Below are 17,755 nucleotides of genomic sequence, written 5' to 3'. Positions count from 1 at the left end.
GCTGATCCCGTATTGAAGTGAATGTAACTATTTCGCGGTAGGTTTCTACATCCTTTTAATTTCGAACTACCACCTAAACCTATGAGTTACTCCTATTTTGACCTTCAGACGGCTAGGGAACTACTTCCATGGGTCAAGGAAAAGCTAAAGAAACTGAAAACCGCTGAGATCAACGCACAGGACGCTCTAATCAATGGAAAGAAGGAGTATATCAGACTTTACTCCATTGAGGTTGAGTCCATTTTGAAGGAACTCACCGAGAAGGGAATAATCGTTAGGGACGTGGAGATGGGACTGGTGGACTTTCCTGCGGTGATTAACGACAGGCCTGCGTACCTTTGCTGGAAGGCCGACGAGGAGGATATCATGTACTGGCATTACGTGGAAGAGGGGTTTAGGGGGAGGAAGAGGATTTCCCCAAGGGACCAGATTCTAAGTTATCAGTGAGAATTTCTCTGTTCAAGTATGCATGGAAACCTAGTCTCATTATAGCTTACATATCCTCATCTTATACGGTGGGGATCTACTAAGGTTAAATACGATCTCTGCTCATGACTAACCCATGACACTTGTGGGATCTAGGATAAGAAGGATTGAGGATCCAAGGTTAATCACTGGAAAGGGTCAATACATAGATGATTTGGATCTGCCTGATACACTATTTCTCGCCATACTGAGGAGCAATGTAGCACACGCGAAACTGAAAAGGGTTGACGTTTCGGACGCCCTCAAGATGCCAGGCGTGGTTGATGCCTTTTCCGGTCTTAACATAAAAGTCGAGAACAGACCTAGAAACTTTCCTATGGCCTCCACTGAAATCCTTTATGAGGGGCAACCCCTTGCATGTGTCCTCGCCACGGATAGGTACACGGCGTATGACGCGCTAGAGAGAGTTCAGGTTGATTTCGAGGAAATACCTGCAGTGACGGACCCGCTGGAGGCTGTCAAGGAGAGCGTATCGGCGGTGGAAGGGGAGAAGAACCTTGTTTATACCAAGACCTACTCCTCAGGCAATCCCCAAAGAGCCCTTGATGGATCTGATAGGGTTGTGGAACTTCAGCTGGAAATATCAAGGATTTACCCAGCTGCCATGGAGACCAGGGGTCTCCTGGTTACCTACACCCCAAACCTGCTCACGGTCTATGCCCCCACCCAGTCACCCCACTTCATGAGAAGGTACCTGCTAGAGGCCTTCGGCAAGGACGTACAGGACATAAGGGTTATTCAGCCCGATGTCGGCGGTGCCTTTGGATCTAAGCTATTCCCTTACCCTGAAGATTACATAACGGTCTACGCTTCCCTCAGAACCAGAAGGTCAGTTAAATGGATATCGACTAGAAGCGAAGACATCAGATCCACTTACCACGGAAGAGGTCAAATTCACAGGGTGAAGGCTGGAGCCAGAAAGGATGGCACATTGACGGGAATCGTGGACGACCTCTATATAGACCTTGGCGCAGCTAGTCATGGAACATATCTCGCTGACATAGCTGCTACCATGCTTCCTGGACCTTACTCCGTGAGGGATGTGCTCGTCAACGTTTACGGGGTTAGGACGAACAAGACTCCCTTGGATCAGTATAGGGGTGCAGGTAGACCTGAAGCATCATTTGTAATAGAGAGAATAATGGATGCCCTAGCCGACGAGATCGGCATGGATCCCATCGAGATGAGGAAAAGGAACCTCCTTAGGGAACTTCCCTATAAGAACCCGTTCGGTCTCCAGTACGACTCGGGTGATTATCTACAGCTCCTGGAGAGGGCTGAAAAGGTATTCAGAGAAATGGAGAGCAGGGCAAGGGATCTTCAGAGGACGGGGAGGAGAGTTGGGGTAGGATTCGACTTCTACCTGGAGCAGAACAACTTTGGTCCCTGGGAGAGCGCCTCCATAAGGGTAAGGGGAGATGGGAAAATCATCGTAATAATAGGGGCTGCACCACACGGTCAGGGAACCGCCACAGGCATAGCGCAGATAGTTGCAGATGAACTAGGAGTTAACCTGGAGGACGTAGACGTGAGGTGGGGAGACACTTCCATGATAGGGGAGGCCTACGGCACTTACGGTAGCAGGAGCTTGACGCTGGCTGGAAACGCTGCAATAATGGCCTCTAGGAAGTTGAAGGAGAAGGCAGTGAGACTAGCCGCCCAGTTCATGAAGAGCGACGTGGAGGAGCTTAGGTATGAGCAGGGTAAGGTTACCAACGTGAAGACGGGCAAGTTCATGACCCTGAAGGAGATAGCGTCCAAGTCCATGTCAAGCCTGGGTGGTGTTTGGAGGTACAGGGAGGAACCGGGGTTGGAGGCCACTGCCTATTTCGGGCTAAATAATTACACGTACCCTTACGGTAGCCATGTGGTCATGGTGGAGATAGTGGACGGGAGACCGCGTGTTCTAGATTACTATGCACTCGACGACATAGGAAAAGTGGTCAACCCCATGCTAGCCGAGGGTCAGGTAAGGGGAGGGGTAATTCAAGGTTTCGGGGAAACTGTCCTGGAGGAAATAGTCTACAGCGAGAATGGTTCACTGCTCACAGGCAATTTCTCCGATTACGCGATTCCCACCGCCGTGGAGAGCTTCAATGTGAAATGGGAGTACTTGGAGACAGGTAAATCTGAGGCACTCCTGCCCTCCAAGGGAATTGGAGAGGGAGCCACAATAGGCACTCCGCCTGCGTTGCTTAGAGCCATAGAGAAGGCTACAGGCAAAAAACTGACGAGACTCCCTGTCAGGCCTGAGGATCTTTTACCTTAAAGTACTTGAGAATGTTTTCCCTGTGTATTAACTTGCACACTTCCCTCTTCACGTAAACCGTTCCGTTTCCCTTCCCAATTACCCTTCCTATCACGCTGGGCTCCAGTCCGGCCCTGCTCAGGGACTGAGCAACGTCGTCTATAACTTTCCTGGACGCGAACATGACAATGGCTCCGTTGGTCCCTGCCGTGGAGTTGGGGATGATGAAGTTCTCCGTTGCAAACTCGTTAATTTCCCTGTCAATAACTGGCACGTTGTATAGCTCCACGTCCACAGAGGCCTTGTCAGCGAACTCCTTTATCACGAAGATCCCTGGACCTGTGACATCCGTGGTCATGGCAATGTGGGCCTTAGGGTCAAACTCCTTTCCAAATTCTGGAAGATGTTCGTATATCACCTTCGCCGTGGCGAAATTCGGCTTCGTCATGTAATCCAGGGCCCTCTTCTTGGCCTCCTCCACCCTTTGCAACGTGATCCCCCTCTCCTCCAGGGTTTCAAGGAGCTCTGGCACCGTGAGTAACCACATGTGAACGTTGATGGGGGTTAACTCCCCCACGGGCCTGGTAACTAGGATCTCCATGTTTTCATCTACCCTGCTGTAAAACACTGGTAACTCGTGGTCAGACTTACCTATTACGGTTGCCCCTATCATCAAGGTCCCTGTCTGCGGTTGAATGTCCTGCAACAACTCCACACCGTACCTCTTGCTGAAGGACTCGAAATTCCTCATCAGGGTCTCCTTGAGTTCCGGATCAGGGGCATCCGCCACCGGTATCATACGTAGTTCCTGGAAGGCTCCCTTAGTGAAGAGGTCGTTCAATGAGTTTGAGATTCCCACATCTACCTGCATCTGTGAACCTGGATCGTCGAGGGGATCTACTATCTGAATGGTGTCGTTATTAGCCAACGTGTACGAGTTAAGTGCCTTTCCATCCAGTTTTATGAGGTCCAGAACCCCAACCTCGGCCTTTGGGTTGGTGGTCACGATGGAATGACCCTTTCCTACCACGAGTCTCCTTCTTGTCTTCACGCTAGTGTAGATCTTGAGGAGGAAGTTCGCAAATTTCTCGGGATTTCCTGCCGTCTCCTGGTTTACCTGGATTAGACTGACAGCCCTGTCAGCGTCAAACTCCCCTCCATTTATTACCCTCTTTATTACCTCAGATTCCCTGCTAACGAAAATGTCCGTATCCTCCCTTGGCATTACCTCAATGTTGTTCTCCCTGAGTTTATCCTTGAGTTTCTCGAGAGCGGGATACACGGTATCGATCAAGTCAACCTTAACTGCACATCCTGTAGCCAAGGACAAGGGATTCAAACCCATCCTTTTGTACTTGTTCAAATTGTTCCTGAACCTTTCAAATAGATCAGCCAAACTTCAACACTAAATTGTAGTGTGGTTTCCACGTTTTAAAAAGTTGCCTTTAATATGAATTCTTTAAATAAAAACATTTAATATAATTTCGAGTATTTTTTAAAAGCTCCATTTTAGAATTGAGTAGAAAGTAAATATTTAAACCTCTTTTAACGAAGTTAACCTATGCAGATAATAGAGCAGTACTCAACCCCGTTCTATAAGAACATAATTGATATGCCTCCCTCAATGGTTAGAAAGCTGTGGAAAAGGAGCAACATACTAGTGCTGGATATAAGGACGCCACAGGAGTATGTGGAGCACCACATTCCAGGATCCCTGCTCATTCCCATGGATTACCTCGAAGTCCTGCAGGAGTACTTTAGTGATAAGGAAGTTGCAGTGATATGCGAACACGGGAACAGGGCTAGATACGCTACTTACGGGATGCCACATCTCTATAAGAAGAAGGCAATTTACATGATAGGCGGTATTGTGGGGTGGATGTCAATGGGTTATGAAGTAGTGAGCGGTATGGATGAAAACGGGACTAAATGGGAACAATGGTTGGACGAAAAGTTAAAGTGAGGGAAGTTTTTAGGCCAAACAATCCAGTTAAAGATTAGATTACGTCTATGCTCTTGACCAGGGGTAGAAGGCCTCTCTCGTGAGTTAGGCTGTAGAACTTGTTTAAGCCTTCCATAGCCTTTTCCTGAGGCACGTTGTACTCCTGAATGTCGGCCCATATGGTCTTCTCCACGATCTCTCTGTCCATGTTTACTCCCTGAGCCTCACTCATTATCTCTACGTCCCTAGGAATCACCTTGTCAAGGTTCTTCTCCGCGAACTTCTTGCTCCTCTCATATAATTCCTTGAACTTGAGGGCCATTTCCTTACCCAGCTCCTTTGATACTACCACCGTCCCCATGGGCATTGGAGCTCCCCCAGAAATCTTAGACCACATATCCCACATGCTTGTAATGACGTAGGGCTTTATGCCCAGTTTCCTCATGGCGTACATCATCTTTATCTCGTGGACCGCTACCAACACATCACCGCTTTTCCCCAGCTCCTTGATCTCGTCAAGAACCCTTGGAATTATTACCAGTTTACCGTATTTGCCAACCAGAAGCCTATAGAGGGTAAAGGCAGAGGTGTTAGGCCCGTGGACTATGAGTGTGGACTTCTTTAGGTCATCAAGTCTCATTTCGCTAGTGGAGAGGACTGGCATACCCGTGATCCCGTCAATAGCCGTGGCCACTGCGTTGCCTAAAATGAAGTAGTCGTCCTGAATATACGGATACATTGCAGCTGAGGGGACCGAAACGTCCACAACCTTGGTGAGCACGCTCATATTGACGTCTTGAACTGTGGGTATTACCTGAAACTCCAGGTTTATCCCGTCTTCCTTAACCCAACCCTCCATCATGGGAATGAAGGGGTACAGGTCCCCAGAATCCGCCAGGGCACCAATCTTTATTGTTACCATACCAAGTCATTTCACCTGGCAGATAAAAATGTTGGTTTGCGTGGGTTCAACAAACCCAGTTAAACTTGAGGCTGTAAAGGATGCAATCAAGGAGATAGGGAAGGAGTGGGAGATTAAGGGAGTTCAGGTGAGCTCCAACGTCAGTGAACAGCCTTGGTGCAATGAAACTCTTGTTGGGGCGAGAAATAGGGCCATTAACGCGTTAATTCAGGAGGGCTGTGATGTGGGAGTAGGAATAGAGGGGGGTGTTTGTTGGGAGAGAGAAAGGATTGTGGCCTTCGCGGCTATATATGTTGTTAACAGGGAGAAGGAGAATTTCTCTTACTCTCCAGCATTCACCCTATCCAACGAACTTGCAAAGCTTGTGATAAGGGGAAAGGAGCTCGGTGAAGCCACGGACATAGTTTATGGGAAGACCAACACCAAGCATGGGGAGGGAGCGGTTGGTATGCTTACGAAGATCGTGGACAGAAAGAGACTTTACAAGGATGCCGTGATACTTGCGTTATACCCATTTTACATGGAGAGTGAAAGGTAGAGCGGGGAGAGGCACCTGTTCTCTTGTTGTAATCACGCTAAATCACAAGAAAATAAGGCCCTACGCTCTTAGCCTATCCCTTAACTAGCTTCAGGAATAGGTAGCCAATTTCTGGTAACTTCACGGTATCATGTTCCGATGGTCTCTGAACTGTTCCTAGGTATATTCCGTAATCCTCATGATCGTTTTCGTTTCCCGATTTGGGCTCACCAAAGGGAGAGAAAAGGATGAATTCGTCCACAGCATTGACTAACTTTCTTAGCATCGAATCCACCGCCGAATAGGCCTGACACTTTTCTCCTCCCCTGTGAAGAAGCACATCCAATCCGCTCACGCCAGCTATCACTGGTCCGTCATCCAGGGAGTTCAGGATCCCCTCTGTAACCTTGTTTATTTCTTCTTGTAGGGATAATTCCCCGTATTTTAGACTTAGCTCGCCGTAGGTTGGATTAGATATTGGTAGGTTAATTGGGATGGAGCCAGTTTCCTGAACAAGGGAAGGCTTAGCAGAGACAGAAGTGAAACCGGTCAGAGGCACCTCCTTCATTTCCAATACCGATAACCACGAGGAGGCAGGATGTTGTGGCCTCCTATTAACTATCACTCCCCTAAAGGTACTGCTAAACAATGTGAGGAGAAACCTGGGATTGCACTTCATGAAGCTAGTGTAGCTTAGCCCATCCACGCCCAGCAATAACGCTTTCATTTCAATCGCCTAGCAATGACTTAAGCCTGATCTCCAGTTCCTCCCTGGGAACTGCACCTATCACTTCGTCCACTGGTTCCCCGTTCTTAAAGAATATTACTGTGGGTAGACTCATGACTCCGTACCTGCCTGCAATGTCCTGGTTCTCGTCGGAGTTCAGCTTGCCAAAGCCCACCTGTGGGTAATCCATCGCCAGTTCCTCTATTATGGGGGCTAGTATAAGACAGGGGGCGCACCATTCAGCCCAGAAATCTACAACCGCCACCTTGTTTTTCCTTATGAACTCGTCAAAATTCCTTGAGTCTAGATGGGCAATTAATTCCCTTTGTTCTTTTTCCATGTCCTTTCCTTGCTTCATCATCTGTTTAATCTTTTTCCGTATTAACGCTTCAAGTTCAGGGTCGTTTTCTACGCTCATAATTCACTTTAATGAAATCGAGTTTAAAAAGTTTATATTGAAGAAAGAAACAAAATCTTATGCAAAGAATAGTTGTGATAGGAGGGGGTATCACGGGCCTCCTAGTGGCTCGTACCCTAGGGGGTGACGTAACGCTTCTGGACAGAGACGTCCCGTCTAAAAACTCACTGGCTAGTCTGTGGAACGTGATGCCACCACTCTGCGGGGAATTAAGGAAGGAATGCGAAGAGTCAGCCAAGGAATATGTAAAGATTGCGGAGGAGCTCGGAGTGAAAGCCCAATGGAAGGAGATCATCAGGATTCCACCAAAGGGAGATAAGGTGTTAACTCGGAGGGAGACTGCAGAGATGGAGCCTAATTTACCCTATGAAAGCGAGATTTTGGGAAAGGGACTTCACCTAGATGGAGAGGACTTGATTAGGAAGCTTAGCAAGAATGTAAAAAGAGCTAGAGTGACATCTCTTCTAGTTGAGGATAGCACTCTAACTGGGCTAAAGACTGATGAGGGCTTGGTAAAGGGAGACCTCTACGTTTTCGCCATAGGTAACGACCCCGAAGGCATTCTAAGGGGGCTTAGCATCTCGAGCTATAAGGGACACCTTGTGAAATCATCACCTTTGGGAATAAGAAACATCGTCATGCTAGAGGACAGGCTTGGTGTAGAGGACTCGTATGCCCTACTGAACGGTGACTCTTATTCTTCCTCTAACCCTAGTGTGGATAGAGAACAGGTTGAGAGGACCATTGAGGTATTTAGGAGGTACACGGGAAAACCAGTAGAACCATTGGAGATCAGGGTGGGATTTAGGGCAATAACTCCTGAATCTCCGCTTGTCAAGAGAATTTATGATAATGCGATTGTAGTCACAGGTCACAGATTTGGCTGGGCTCTAGCTCCTGTTTTGGCTGAAAGGGTGAAAAACCTGGTGGAGAGGTACTAGTAACCGCGGTAGGGTTATTACAAGGCAGGAGTTATGATCTCGATGGATGTTAGTGTGATCATTTCCTCGAAGGATCCGGTGGGCCAAACGGTAAAGAGGTTGGGATATAGTTTCGAGGAGATTGATGAGGACGTAACGGAATTCTCCTATTCTAAGGGGGACTCAATCGTGATGATCTGCAGACATGAGAGCTCCACTAGGACTCCAGCCTTCACCATTCATCATCCTGGTAATCCCGGTAAGAGCGCTATGGGAGGCAAACCGGAGAGCTTAGCAATAGCCAACGCCAGGTTATTAACTTCAATTTTTCGCTCCATGACCCGTATAGATGCCAACATAGAAAAGATCATTGAGGCCACGCATCACGGCCCAACTGAAATACCTAAGCCCATCACGTTCGTTGAAATAGGGAGCGACCCAGAGATGTGGAACAATGAAAAACTGGTTGGGAAGCTAGTTGAGGCTGTTCTAAAGGGTATAGAGAGGATGGAGGAAACGGACTGTCAGAACACAACCCTAATATATGGCGGGCCACATTATTCTAAGCTTGCTTCAACTGTAGCTCAGAGTGACTGCATCTCTCATATTATTTCTAAGCATTATATATCAGAATTATCATCGAACGTAATAGTACAGTCAATAGAACGTAATATTACGAGACCTCGAACCGCAGTTTTAGATAGTATACCAAGAAGTAAGAGGGAAACTCTAACCAGTATCCTAAGCTCTAATAATATATCTATCGAGCTTAGATAACAAAGAAGGGGAAAGTACAGGGGAACCTATGGATAGGATCTTAGGAGAGGAGGAGAACTCGATAACTGTCATGCTAGCGTTTGGTATGGAAATACCATGAGCTGATATATCGTCTAGGTCCAGTATATGTCCTATTACCGCCCTGATTGGGTCGTAATGACTCACTGCCACCACGACCTCCTCGTTTTTCAAGGATGTCACGAACTCGACCATCCTTCTCTTTAGCGAATCCCAGGGCTCTAGGTTCTTCACCTCCAGTTGTCCCCTGATTATTTTCAGCTTCCAATGATCGTTCGGATCGAATCTCTTGTTATTTAACTCTCCCAACCACCTTTCCCTCAACCTCTCATCGATGACTGGGATAATACCAAGCTCGTCGCCTATGATACTTGCAGTCTGATAAGCTCTTAGAATTGGACTAGTGAAGATGGCGTCTATCCTCACGCGTTTAAGCTCCTGGGCTGTTTTCTTGGCTTGCTCTCTCCCCTCATCGGTCAAAGGAAAGTTATTGACGTCATGGGACAGTATTTTGCCAACGTTGGATGTGCTCTGTCCATGCCTTATAAATATTATAATCGTCATTTGCAGATCACTATCGCGTAGAAATTAAAAAGATTAAACAACATGCAGTAGTCCCTCATCATTGTGATCAACCATATCTTGTCTCTCGTTTTGGTTATAAACTACATGAGTTATAAATAATATTGACATTATAACCATTTTCTGGAATATTAAACCCAGTTAATTTTGTGACCAGTATTTTCAGTGAATTGTAGGATAATTTTAAATCCTGTCCACCGGAATGATGTACGTGGGCCTGTTTAAGAGAAACAATACACAAGAGACGTCCAATCAAATCAAAATCCTTTACACCACTGACATTCACGGATCTGATGTAATTTTCAAGAAATTCTTGAATGCTGGTAAAATTTACAAGGTGAACTACCTTATCATAGGCGGAGATATAGCAGGGAAGTCCCTGACCCCTATAGTCGACATCGGGGAAGGCAAATACATGATAGATGACAAGATAGTGGGAAGAGAGGGACTAAAGGAGATAACAGATGAGATCAGGAAACAGGGAAACTATTACGTAATAGTGGACAGGAAAGATCTTCAAGAGATGAAAGACGACAAGCGCAAGGTAGATGAGGCTTTCAAAACATCAATGATAGAGGTAGTAAGAAATTGGTCCAGAATCGCAGAGGAGAAGTTGAAGGACGTGGATATCCCGCTTTATGTAAATCTTGGTAACGATGACCCTCTCTACTTGTTCGATGTAATTGCTGAAAGCAAGGTTATGAGGAAATGTGAGGGAGAGGTTATTCACCTTGGTGAGCATGAGATGATTTCCTTTGGTTACGTGAACCCAACTCCCTGGAACACACCGAGGGAGATGTCAGAGGAGAAAATTTACGAAGTTCTAAAGCAAGAGACAAAGAAAATATCTGACATGGAGAAGGCCATTTTCAACATTCATGCACCTCCCTACAACACGAACCTTGATAGTGCTCCCTTGCTGACCCCTGACCTGAAGCCTGTTATAAAGGGAGGGGAGGTGGTCATGTCACACGTGGGCTCGGTCTCGGTGAGGAAGGTTATCGAAGAGGAGCAACCCCTTCTGGGTCTCCATGGCCACATTCACGAGTCTAGGGGATTCGATAAGTTAGGGAGGTCGCTGGTTCTTAACCCAGGTAGTGAGCACAATGAAGGTATCTTACACGCAGCATACATTATCCTGGAGAAAGGTAAAATAAAGGCTCACCAGTTCATTATTGGATGAGATATGGAGCCCTAACCTTAGTTAAGGTCTTTTCGCATCCTGTTATTTACAAGTGGTAATCAAGGCCTCAAGGATCATTTGTTTTCACACGTTCAAACGAATAATACCTCATGGTATTGACTAAATTATTTGATATCAACAAAAAGGTTTTTATGAATCTAAACCCACATCAAAAGTATGAGCAGAAAAGTTTCTGAAATAGCTACAAAGGTTGTCCATGTGGTTAAGGAATCCGATAATATTACCGCAGCCGCAATGGAAATGAAGAACCATAACATGGGGTCCATGATGGTTGTTAACGAGAAAAATCAAGTTGTGGGAATCATAACCGAGAGAGACATGGTAAGAGCGTTGGCTGATAAACGTCTCGACGCTAAGGTTAAGGACTACATGACCGAGTCAGTTAAGGGAGTCACTGAAGACACAACGGTAGAGGAGGCCTTAAACATCATGCTTGAAAACGGTTTCAGGCATCTTCCCATCATAGGGAAAGATGGAAAGATAATGGGGATAGTCTCCATAAGAGATTTAGCTAGGGCGTTAGCGGATTCCCATTTTTTACAATACGGAAAGGAATGGACTGAGGTTAAAGGGACCGGAGTTGTATGCCCGGTCTGTGGTCTGGAAATTGACGAATACGGATACTGTAATTGCGGTACAGGGTCTAGCTAATTTTTTAAGACGGTTTTAGCTGTTTTCTACATATGATAATATTTTATGCTATAGGAGAAAAAGACCGAGCAAAGGAACTGGTTAGAATAATAACAAAAACTAGATGGAAGACCATCTCGAGACATGCAGTAAAGATATCGAGCTCATCGATAGGACCTTCAATAGTAATTTTTAAACCTACCATGGCAGCCCTAGCTGTGGCCATGTGGTTAAAGGATAGGGCTGAGGAACTTGGAATGTCAACTTCGGTTGGATGGTTTACCCCGATAGCCAACGTCCCAGAGCAGGTTAACGACGCTGTCAGAACCGATCTTAACAAAATGTTAATGAAGAAGTTAGAGATACCCTGGAGCCCATAAACCTTTTTATATTACTTAGCCCTTTCGTATTCCCTTGAACTACCTTGGAAAAGTTTTCTTTCCATTTAAGCAGAGAGTAAGTAGTGCGTGGAGTATCCGAAAATTAACGTTATTCTCTTAATCAGAACTGATCGTGGAACTAGCGTTAAGTAATCAAATACTTCACACACCAGAGAATAAGAATTAAAATAGACATAGAGAAACTTAAAGCTCTTAGAAGATCTAGGACGATAAATGGCTTTGCTTCACTGAGATGGAGGAACCTCAGTCTCAGCCTTCTCCTCCTTGACCAGAGAGACGTTTTCATCGCTTCTGGTAATGATGATGTAGTCCGTGAGACCTGACAGGTAGTTCACCAGTTTCTGGAAACGTCTCTGATCGAAGGTCATGAAGGATTCGTCTACTATGAAGAACGGCGTCTTAAAGTACGACTTTATCGCCGTGACCACTAGGATAAGGGCTAAGGATGTTCTCTCTGATGACGAGAGCTTTCTAAGATCCATCAGAGTCCCATTCCTCTTCACGACTAACTGGAAGTCTGGCGTAATCTCTGCCTCTAGGTTGAACTCTAGTTCCCTCATTAAAGAGTTAGCAATCTTCGTAAACTCCTCCTTCGCCACTGACAACCTCCTGATATATTCACGTTGTAGTTCTTGCGATTGCGCCTCTAGTTCCTCTATCTCCTTCTCCTTTTCCTTGATCTTGTTTAGAGTAGAGGCTGGAATTCCGAGGTTTGCTAGTTCATACTCTAGCTGACTCTTCTTGTTCATTAGCTCGTTTATTCTCTTGGTGACTGCATTCTCTGGACCTGTAACTCTGATAACTTCTGAGTTCTTGTTAAATCTATCCTCCATTTCCCTCTTTTGCCTCTCCAATTCTCCAATCTGCTCCTTCACCATCTCCATCCTATTGAGTAGCTCCTGTTTCTTTGTCTTGAGCTTCACAACCTCATTCCTTATGTTCTCAAACTCTGCCAACTTCCTCGTTATTTCATCCTTCTTCCTGGTTAACTCGTCTATTTCTTTCTTTACGCTTTCGAAGGAATTTTGTCTCATCCTCAACTGTTCTGAAATTACGTCAATCCTGGTCCTCCATATCTCGGGATCCACGTGGCTACCGCAGACATAACATGTGTCGAGGTGGTTCTTCTCAGCGTCCTTGATTTCGTCCATCACCCTTTCGAGAACCCTTATACCTATTTCAGTCTCGTTTCTTAGGGCAGATTTTCTCTGTAGCTCTTGGTTTATCTCGTTCAACTGATCTTCAAAGATCTTCTTTATCTCAGGGGTTATCATGCTCTCCTTTTGTTGGATATCCAACTCTAGCCTAGTATGTTTAGTTTGAAGATCTAGAAGCTCCTTCTTTTTCTGCTCTATCTTCGAGTTTAGTTCAGCTAACTTATTCTGCCTCGTGACTGAGATAGATTGCGTTGTGCTGTTAATGAGCCTATCGCTCTCGGTCTCCTTCTTTAGGGTCTCTATCTCATTTTCAATGCTCCTTATCTCAGCCTGGATTGTAACGGCGTCCTTGTACTTGCTCTTTAGCTCCTCATGTTCCTCCTTAAGGATCTTCAGCCTCTCATCCACGTTCATCTTAAGTTGCTTCACCTTCTCTATCTCAGATGTGGAAGAGATGAACCATTCAATCTGCTCCTGTCCCCCAAGGATCTGATTAAGCAATTTGTTCTCTGGGGAGAAGTAAGACAGAAGAAGAGCCCTCTTATCATCCATAATCAGTTTGGCGTTTTCAGCGAGCTTGTTTTTTACCCTCTTAATTCTCCTATAATATTCCTTGTCGTTGTACCTAACCTCAATATAACCTGAGTCTGCGAAGACGTTAAGAAGATCCTCTGGCTTGACCTCTGTGGTTAACATCGAGACTAAGGCCCTAGATAGTGAGGTCTTCCCGTAAGCGTTAGGAGCCGTGTAAACGTTGACTCCTTTGCTCAGGTCTATATCGAGAGGGCTAGTTATCCCACCTATATTGCTAATTCTAACTCTCATCATACGAAAGCTGTTTTCATACTTTAAAAAAATTATCTCAAAGTTTTCATCCAGTTTAATATGACATTGAAGAATTCTGAAGGTTAAAATTGGATTCCTCAAGGATCATGACTTGATGTACATCTATTTTAACCTGGTGACGTTATTTATGTCATGGCACGTAAGGTAATAGTTGATTCGGACACGGCATCAGATGACACTATCGCCATTTTATTAGCATCGCGACTATTTGATCTCCTTGGGGTAACAATAGTAGCTGGGAACGTTAAGTACGATCATCAGGTTAGGAATGCGTTATACACGCTGGAGTATATTGGCAAGGAGGATGTCCCGGTTTACTTAGGGCAGGATAGACCAATACTAAACAAGTGGAGAACCGTTGAAGAGGTCCACGGGGAAAATGGCATGGGAGGTTGGAAAATTCCTGAGCCTAAGAAGAGGCCAGAGAAGGAGAAGGCAGTTGACGCAATTGTCAGATTGTCCAGAGAAAATCAAGGGGAGCTAGAGATGCTTGCGATATCCCCCTTGACGAACCTGGCCTTGGCCTACTTGAGGGAACCCTCGATAGTGAAATGGATAAAAAAGGTCTGGATAATGGGTGGAGCATTCACCAGGGGAAACACAACGCCGATTGCAGAGTTCAACTTCTGGGTAGATCCAGAGGCAGCTAAGATAGTGTTAGATGCAGGGTTTGATATCACAATAGTGCCGTGGGAGACAACTGAGGAGTATGGAACCCTCGACACTAGTCATTGGAGCAGAATTAAGTCCATGAATACCAAGCTCTCAGAGTTTTTCGTAAACGTGAATAAAACGCTCCTGGAGTTTTCCATGAAGCAGGGAAACAAGGGTAGCGTTCATCCTGACTCCTTGACCACATATCTAGCGTACGATAGTTCGGCCATCCTTGAGGAGAGGAAGTTCAAGGTGGACGTGGAACTGTGCTCTATCTCCAGAGGAGCGATGCTTGTAGACTGGTACACCAAAGGCCGAGAAAACGCTAGTGTGGTACTGAAGGCGGACTCGAAAAAGTTTTACAACGAACTAATCTCTATACTTTCTTCATTTTAGAGCACTCAGCATAGACTATCACGCTCAAATTTTTCGGTTGAATGCCCTTTTCTTCAAGGTTCTTCTCGAGTGATCCTAGATCTAAATCCACGTCCACTATGTCGCCCAGATCCTCGCAGAACACGTTAACGTGAGGTTCCATTCGCATTTCGTACCATGTTTTCCCTCCAGCCTCAAAGGATCTTATGATTCCAGCTTTCTCCAAAGTCTCAAGGGCATTATAGACGGTGGAAAGGCTAATACTGGGTTCAGTCTTTTTCAGTTCGCTGAAAATCTGTTCCCCACTAAAATGCCCACCCCTTATCATTGTCTTTATGACAGCTATCCTTTGGGGGGTTACCTTTAAACCCCTTTTCCTCAGCATTTCAGCTATATCGATTTCCATTATATAGTCATTACTAAGTCGGAGTAATTAAAATTAAGCTTATCCAGGAGAGGAAGAGGACTAAAGCGGTCGTAAGCGTAGCTATGAACGAAGTTTTATAGTTAGTGGTTTAACTTCCGGCTATTCCATGCACACATAACATTCACTTGACGATGCAAAATTATTTCAAGCTAAATACAATTGAGCGAAAATACAGAAAAGTATCTAAAAGAGGTATTGTACCATTAACACGGGAAGGACGTAAACGCCTATGCTCTCCCAAGAGTCAGAAGGATGACGTATACATTTTCACCTCGTATAAGTACTTTTTAACGCTCTGATCCATCATGGCTCTAACAACGTCAGTAGTGGTAACTATACCTCCCAATTTACCGTCCTTATCCATGACAGGAATACCCTTTATTTTCCTTGAGGCCATTAACTTAGCTGCGTTGGCCATGTCCTCATTACCGTTAACTACTATTACGTTAGGGCTCATAACATCCCTCACCTCTATCTTAAGATCCCTATATTTTAACGCCGCAGCCATGTAGAGAAGATCTGTGGTAGTTACCACTCCCAATACCTTGCCTGGGGTAAAGACCACCAGTCTGCTAAGATTGCTCTCCACCATCTTCTCTACTGCCTCCGACAACTTTGCTAGGGGGTCTATGGTCACCACAGGTGAGCTCATGTAATCCTTAACCTTTTGTAGGCCCCTAACCTGAGAGGCGTAGAAGTTGCTAAGGTCACTCTTTATAATAATTCCCAGGGCCTTTTCATGATCATCGCAAACTGCGAGGAGGGGCTGTTTCTTATCAATCATTATTTGAGCAGCATCAAAGGGGTCTATGTTAGGACTGACACAGATAACATCTTTCCGCATTACCTCTGACAACATAACGTTTTCCATGGGCCTATCCTCGCCCATTTGATATACGAACTTCACTATGTCCTTTTGGGTTATGGTGCCCACAGGGACTCCTCTTTCGTCTATAACTATTGACTTTGGGACATGCTCTAATACCATGAGCTTTGAGGCATAGAGGAGCGTATCGAAAGGCCTCAGAACCGCGAATTCACGTACTATTCCCATAATATATGATGGTTTGTCTCTAGCTTAAAATCCTGTCTGAGCTGGTCAGCTCATTCTTGCCAAACTACTGGTAGACTCGAGGATCTAACTCTCTGGCTGAATATGCGGTACTTGATCGCCTAACGCCTAATCTGCTAATGGTGGATGTAGAGAATCCACTGGTTTTCAGGGACGTCACGAACCACTTAACCGGCCTTTTAGGAATTAGTGAAGATTAATTTAGTTCCGGGTTAATGTTTATATAGTCATGGATAATTTCAGAGGACTCATAATAGACATTTACCTTTCCTCGAAAATACCCAACTATGAAAGGACAGTACGAGATGGCGAAATAAAAAGAAACAGATGTAATCAGTTTGACGGTAAATACTGTAAGCTGGTTAAAACAAAGGACTGGGTATTACAAGTCTGGAGTGTGGGCGATAACGTTTCGCCCCACCCAATTCTGTGTTATCTTTGTCCCTACTATGGATCCAACATCGAGGGCTCAGTCAATACCTCACTTCTGCAACTGTTAAGGGAGTACATCTCTATCAAAAATGGAATTGAACGCGAAATCTCGAACCTTGAGAGCAAGATTGGAGAGATGCTCTATTCCTCCCTAGTTCTGAGAAGAAGGAGGCAGGAGCTTTTGAGTACCCTTGACGAAATTGAGTCCAAGATTAATATAATAAAGGCACTTATTAGATATCAAGATAGCCTTGACCATATTTGATGATCCCAAGGGTTACGTGGGTTGGTATCACACGCATCACATCATATACGAGAACGAACGGAGAGCCGTGGAGGAACTGAAACTCCAGAATTGCTTAGACATAGGTTCAGGGCCGTCCATATTTCATGAGGTGATTCAAGGGGACACAGTGTCACTGGATATCTCTGAATTCATGCTTCAGTCAGTGGAGGGCGATAGGGTACAAGGAGATGCCCACTATCTTCCATTCAGGGATAATGCATTTCCATGCGTTTTCTCTTCAGTTACTATCTGTTTCATTGAAAGATTAGATGAGTTCATGGCTGAGGCCAGGAGGGTTTCGAGGAATAGGTTCGTGGGTTGCATTGTAAGGGCTGATTCCAGTTGGGGCGAGTTCTACTCCAATCTGGGAAAAAGGGGCCATAAATATTATTCCAAGGCCCGATTCATCTCAGGACGTGACTTCTTGAACTTGGTGGGTAAGTATTTCAAGGTAAGACGTACAGTCTCGGTACTAAGATATGGACCTACCGACAAGGAGGTTCCAGAGCTTCCCACCGATGATGGTGAAGGCGCTTTCATGTGCGTTGAAGGCATAAAGGAATAGCAGTAAAAACGCGATTGGAGAAATATTTAGAGTCCAGTCTCTAGTTCTAAGGTCCTCGATAAAAACGGTAAACGTGGAGTGTCGGCCTCCTGCTCACGGTTGCCTTGATAGGCACCCTCACAGGAGTGATCCTACCTGCACATATTTTA

The 17,755-nt window shown here is 45.4% G+C and carries 20 protein-coding genes; 12 read left to right on the top strand and 8 right to left on the bottom strand.

From position 1 onward, the window contains the following. The first annotated feature begins 81 nt into the window (after nucleotides 1-81). Both MSED_RS03990 and cutA read left to right on the top strand, forming a co-directional pair. Entirely contained in the window at nucleotides 82-447 is a 366-nt protein-coding gene (locus MSED_RS03990) for a DUF2203 domain-containing protein (RefSeq protein ID WP_012020745.1), read from the top strand. Nucleotides 448-562: 115 nt separating this feature from the next. Next, complete coding sequence (gene cutA / locus MSED_RS03985) at nucleotides 563-2,755, top strand: glyceraldehyde dehydrogenase subunit alpha (protein WP_012020744.1); 2,193 nt, start codon at nucleotides 563-565, stop codon at nucleotides 2,753-2,755. Here cutA and MSED_RS03980 read toward each other — a convergent pair. Further along, a complete protein-coding gene (locus MSED_RS03980) occupies nucleotides 2,730-4,079 on the bottom strand; it encodes a SelD-related putative sulfur metabolism protein (protein WP_048060266.1) in 1,350 nt (449 codons plus the stop codon). The genes cutA and MSED_RS03980 overlap by 26 nt on opposite strands. A gap of 216 nt (nucleotides 4,080-4,295) precedes the next feature. On the opposite strand from MSED_RS03980, the gene MSED_RS03975 reads away from it, so the two are divergent. Continuing rightward, nucleotides 4,296-4,697, top strand: coding sequence for a rhodanese-like domain-containing protein (locus tag MSED_RS03975; protein ID WP_012020742.1), 402 nt, complete (start codon nucleotides 4,296-4,298; stop codon nucleotides 4,695-4,697). A gap of 34 nt (nucleotides 4,698-4,731) precedes the next feature. Here MSED_RS03975 and MSED_RS03970 read toward each other — a convergent pair whose 3' ends face one another. Then, nucleotides 4,732-5,598, bottom strand: coding sequence for a menaquinone biosynthesis family protein (locus tag MSED_RS03970; protein ID WP_012020741.1), 867 nt, complete (start codon nucleotides 5,596-5,598; stop codon nucleotides 4,732-4,734). Between the two features lie 28 nt (nucleotides 5,599-5,626). Here MSED_RS03970 and MSED_RS03965 point away from each other — a divergent pair, with 28 nt between their 5' ends. Then, entirely contained in the window at nucleotides 5,627-6,136 is a 510-nt protein-coding gene (locus MSED_RS03965) for a DUF84 family protein (protein WP_012020740.1), read from the top strand. Nucleotides 6,137-6,209: 73 nt separating this feature from the next. Here MSED_RS03965 and MSED_RS03960 read toward each other — a convergent pair whose 3' ends face one another. Next, entirely contained in the window at nucleotides 6,210-6,842 is a 633-nt protein-coding gene (locus MSED_RS03960; protein WP_012020739.1) for a hypothetical protein, read from the bottom strand. Between the two features lies 1 nt (nucleotide 6,843). Continuing rightward, complete coding sequence (gene trxA, locus MSED_RS03955) at nucleotides 6,844-7,260, bottom strand: thioredoxin (RefSeq protein WP_012020738.1); 417 nt, start codon at nucleotides 7,258-7,260, stop codon at nucleotides 6,844-6,846. Nucleotides 7,261-7,319: 59 nt separating this feature from the next. On the opposite strand from trxA, the gene MSED_RS03950 reads away from it, so the two are divergent. Then, nucleotides 7,320-8,201 carry an NAD(P)/FAD-dependent oxidoreductase gene (locus MSED_RS03950; protein ID WP_012020737.1) on the top strand — a complete coding sequence of 294 codons (882 nt, stop codon included), beginning with the start codon at nucleotides 7,320-7,322 and terminating at the stop codon, nucleotides 8,199-8,201. 42 nt (nucleotides 8,202-8,243) lie between these two features. Then, complete coding sequence (locus tag MSED_RS03945; RefSeq protein WP_012020736.1) at nucleotides 8,244-8,957, top strand: D-aminoacyl-tRNA deacylase; 714 nt, start codon at nucleotides 8,244-8,246, stop codon at nucleotides 8,955-8,957. Here MSED_RS03945 and MSED_RS03940 read toward each other — a convergent pair. Further along, the gene (locus tag MSED_RS03940) at nucleotides 8,922-9,539 is read right to left on the bottom strand and encodes a 2,3-diphosphoglycerate-dependent phosphoglycerate mutase (RefSeq protein WP_012020735.1); all 618 of its coding nucleotides are present in this window, start codon (nucleotides 9,537-9,539) and stop codon (nucleotides 8,922-8,924) included. The two genes, MSED_RS03945 and MSED_RS03940, sit on opposite strands and share 36 nt — an antisense overlap. Before the next feature lie 220 nt (nucleotides 9,540-9,759). Between MSED_RS03940 and MSED_RS03935 the strand changes: the two genes are divergently transcribed. The 3 genes from MSED_RS03935 (at nucleotide 9,760) to MSED_RS03925 (ending at nucleotide 11,771) form a co-directional block, all read left to right on the top strand. After that, entirely contained in the window at nucleotides 9,760-10,740 is a 981-nt protein-coding gene (locus MSED_RS03935; protein ID WP_012020734.1) for a metallophosphoesterase family protein, read from the top strand. A 177-nt stretch (nucleotides 10,741-10,917) separates the two neighbouring features. After that, nucleotides 10,918-11,412: a CBS domain-containing protein gene (locus MSED_RS03930; protein ID WP_012020733.1), complete on the top strand. Its 495-nt coding sequence runs from the start codon at nucleotides 10,918-10,920 to the stop codon at nucleotides 11,410-11,412. A 32-nt stretch (nucleotides 11,413-11,444) separates the two neighbouring features. Continuing rightward, nucleotides 11,445-11,771, top strand: coding sequence for a hypothetical protein (locus tag MSED_RS03925; protein WP_012020732.1), 327 nt, complete (start codon nucleotides 11,445-11,447; stop codon nucleotides 11,769-11,771). A 245-nt stretch (nucleotides 11,772-12,016) separates the two neighbouring features. On the opposite strand, the gene MSED_RS03920 is transcribed toward MSED_RS03925, so the two are convergent. Next, nucleotides 12,017-13,774, bottom strand: coding sequence for an archaea-specific SMC-related protein (locus MSED_RS03920; protein WP_048060008.1), 1,758 nt, complete (start codon nucleotides 13,772-13,774; stop codon nucleotides 12,017-12,019). Nucleotides 13,775-13,927: 153 nt separating this feature from the next. On the opposite strand from MSED_RS03920, the gene MSED_RS03915 reads away from it, so the two are divergent. Then, a complete protein-coding gene (locus MSED_RS03915; protein ID WP_012020730.1) occupies nucleotides 13,928-14,845 on the top strand; it encodes a nucleoside hydrolase in 918 nt (305 codons plus the stop codon). On the opposite strand, the gene MSED_RS03910 is transcribed toward MSED_RS03915, so the two are convergent. Together MSED_RS03910 and MSED_RS03905 are read right to left on the bottom strand one after the other, a co-directional pair. Beyond that, a complete protein-coding gene (locus tag MSED_RS03910; RefSeq protein ID WP_012020729.1) occupies nucleotides 14,826-15,230 on the bottom strand; it encodes a Fur family transcriptional regulator in 405 nt (134 codons plus the stop codon). The two genes, MSED_RS03915 and MSED_RS03910, sit on opposite strands and share 20 nt — an antisense overlap. Nucleotides 15,231-15,495: 265 nt before the next feature. Then, nucleotides 15,496-16,305 (bottom strand): CBS domain-containing protein, encoded by an 810-nt coding sequence (locus MSED_RS03905; RefSeq protein ID WP_012020728.1) that lies wholly within the window; start codon nucleotides 16,303-16,305, stop codon nucleotides 15,496-15,498. Between the two features lie 247 nt (nucleotides 16,306-16,552). Between MSED_RS03905 and MSED_RS03900 the strand changes: the two genes are divergently transcribed. Further along, a complete protein-coding gene (locus MSED_RS03900) occupies nucleotides 16,553-17,020 on the top strand; it encodes a hypothetical protein (RefSeq protein WP_012020727.1) in 468 nt (155 codons plus the stop codon). Then, on the top strand, nucleotides 17,007-17,606 hold the full coding sequence (locus MSED_RS03895) for a class I SAM-dependent methyltransferase (RefSeq protein ID WP_012020726.1): 600 nt from the start codon (nucleotides 17,007-17,009) through the stop codon (nucleotides 17,604-17,606). The genes MSED_RS03900 and MSED_RS03895 overlap by 14 nt, the downstream gene beginning before the upstream one ends. The last annotated feature ends 149 nt before the right edge of the window (nucleotides 17,607-17,755 follow it).

The organism is Metallosphaera sedula DSM 5348 (genome assembly GCF_000016605.1).
Taxonomy (GTDB): Archaea; Thermoproteota; Thermoprotei_A; order Sulfolobales; family Sulfolobaceae; genus Metallosphaera; species Metallosphaera sedula.
Note: the sequence above shows the minus strand (reverse complement) of the source record. Positions and strands in the feature narration are given on the sequence as shown.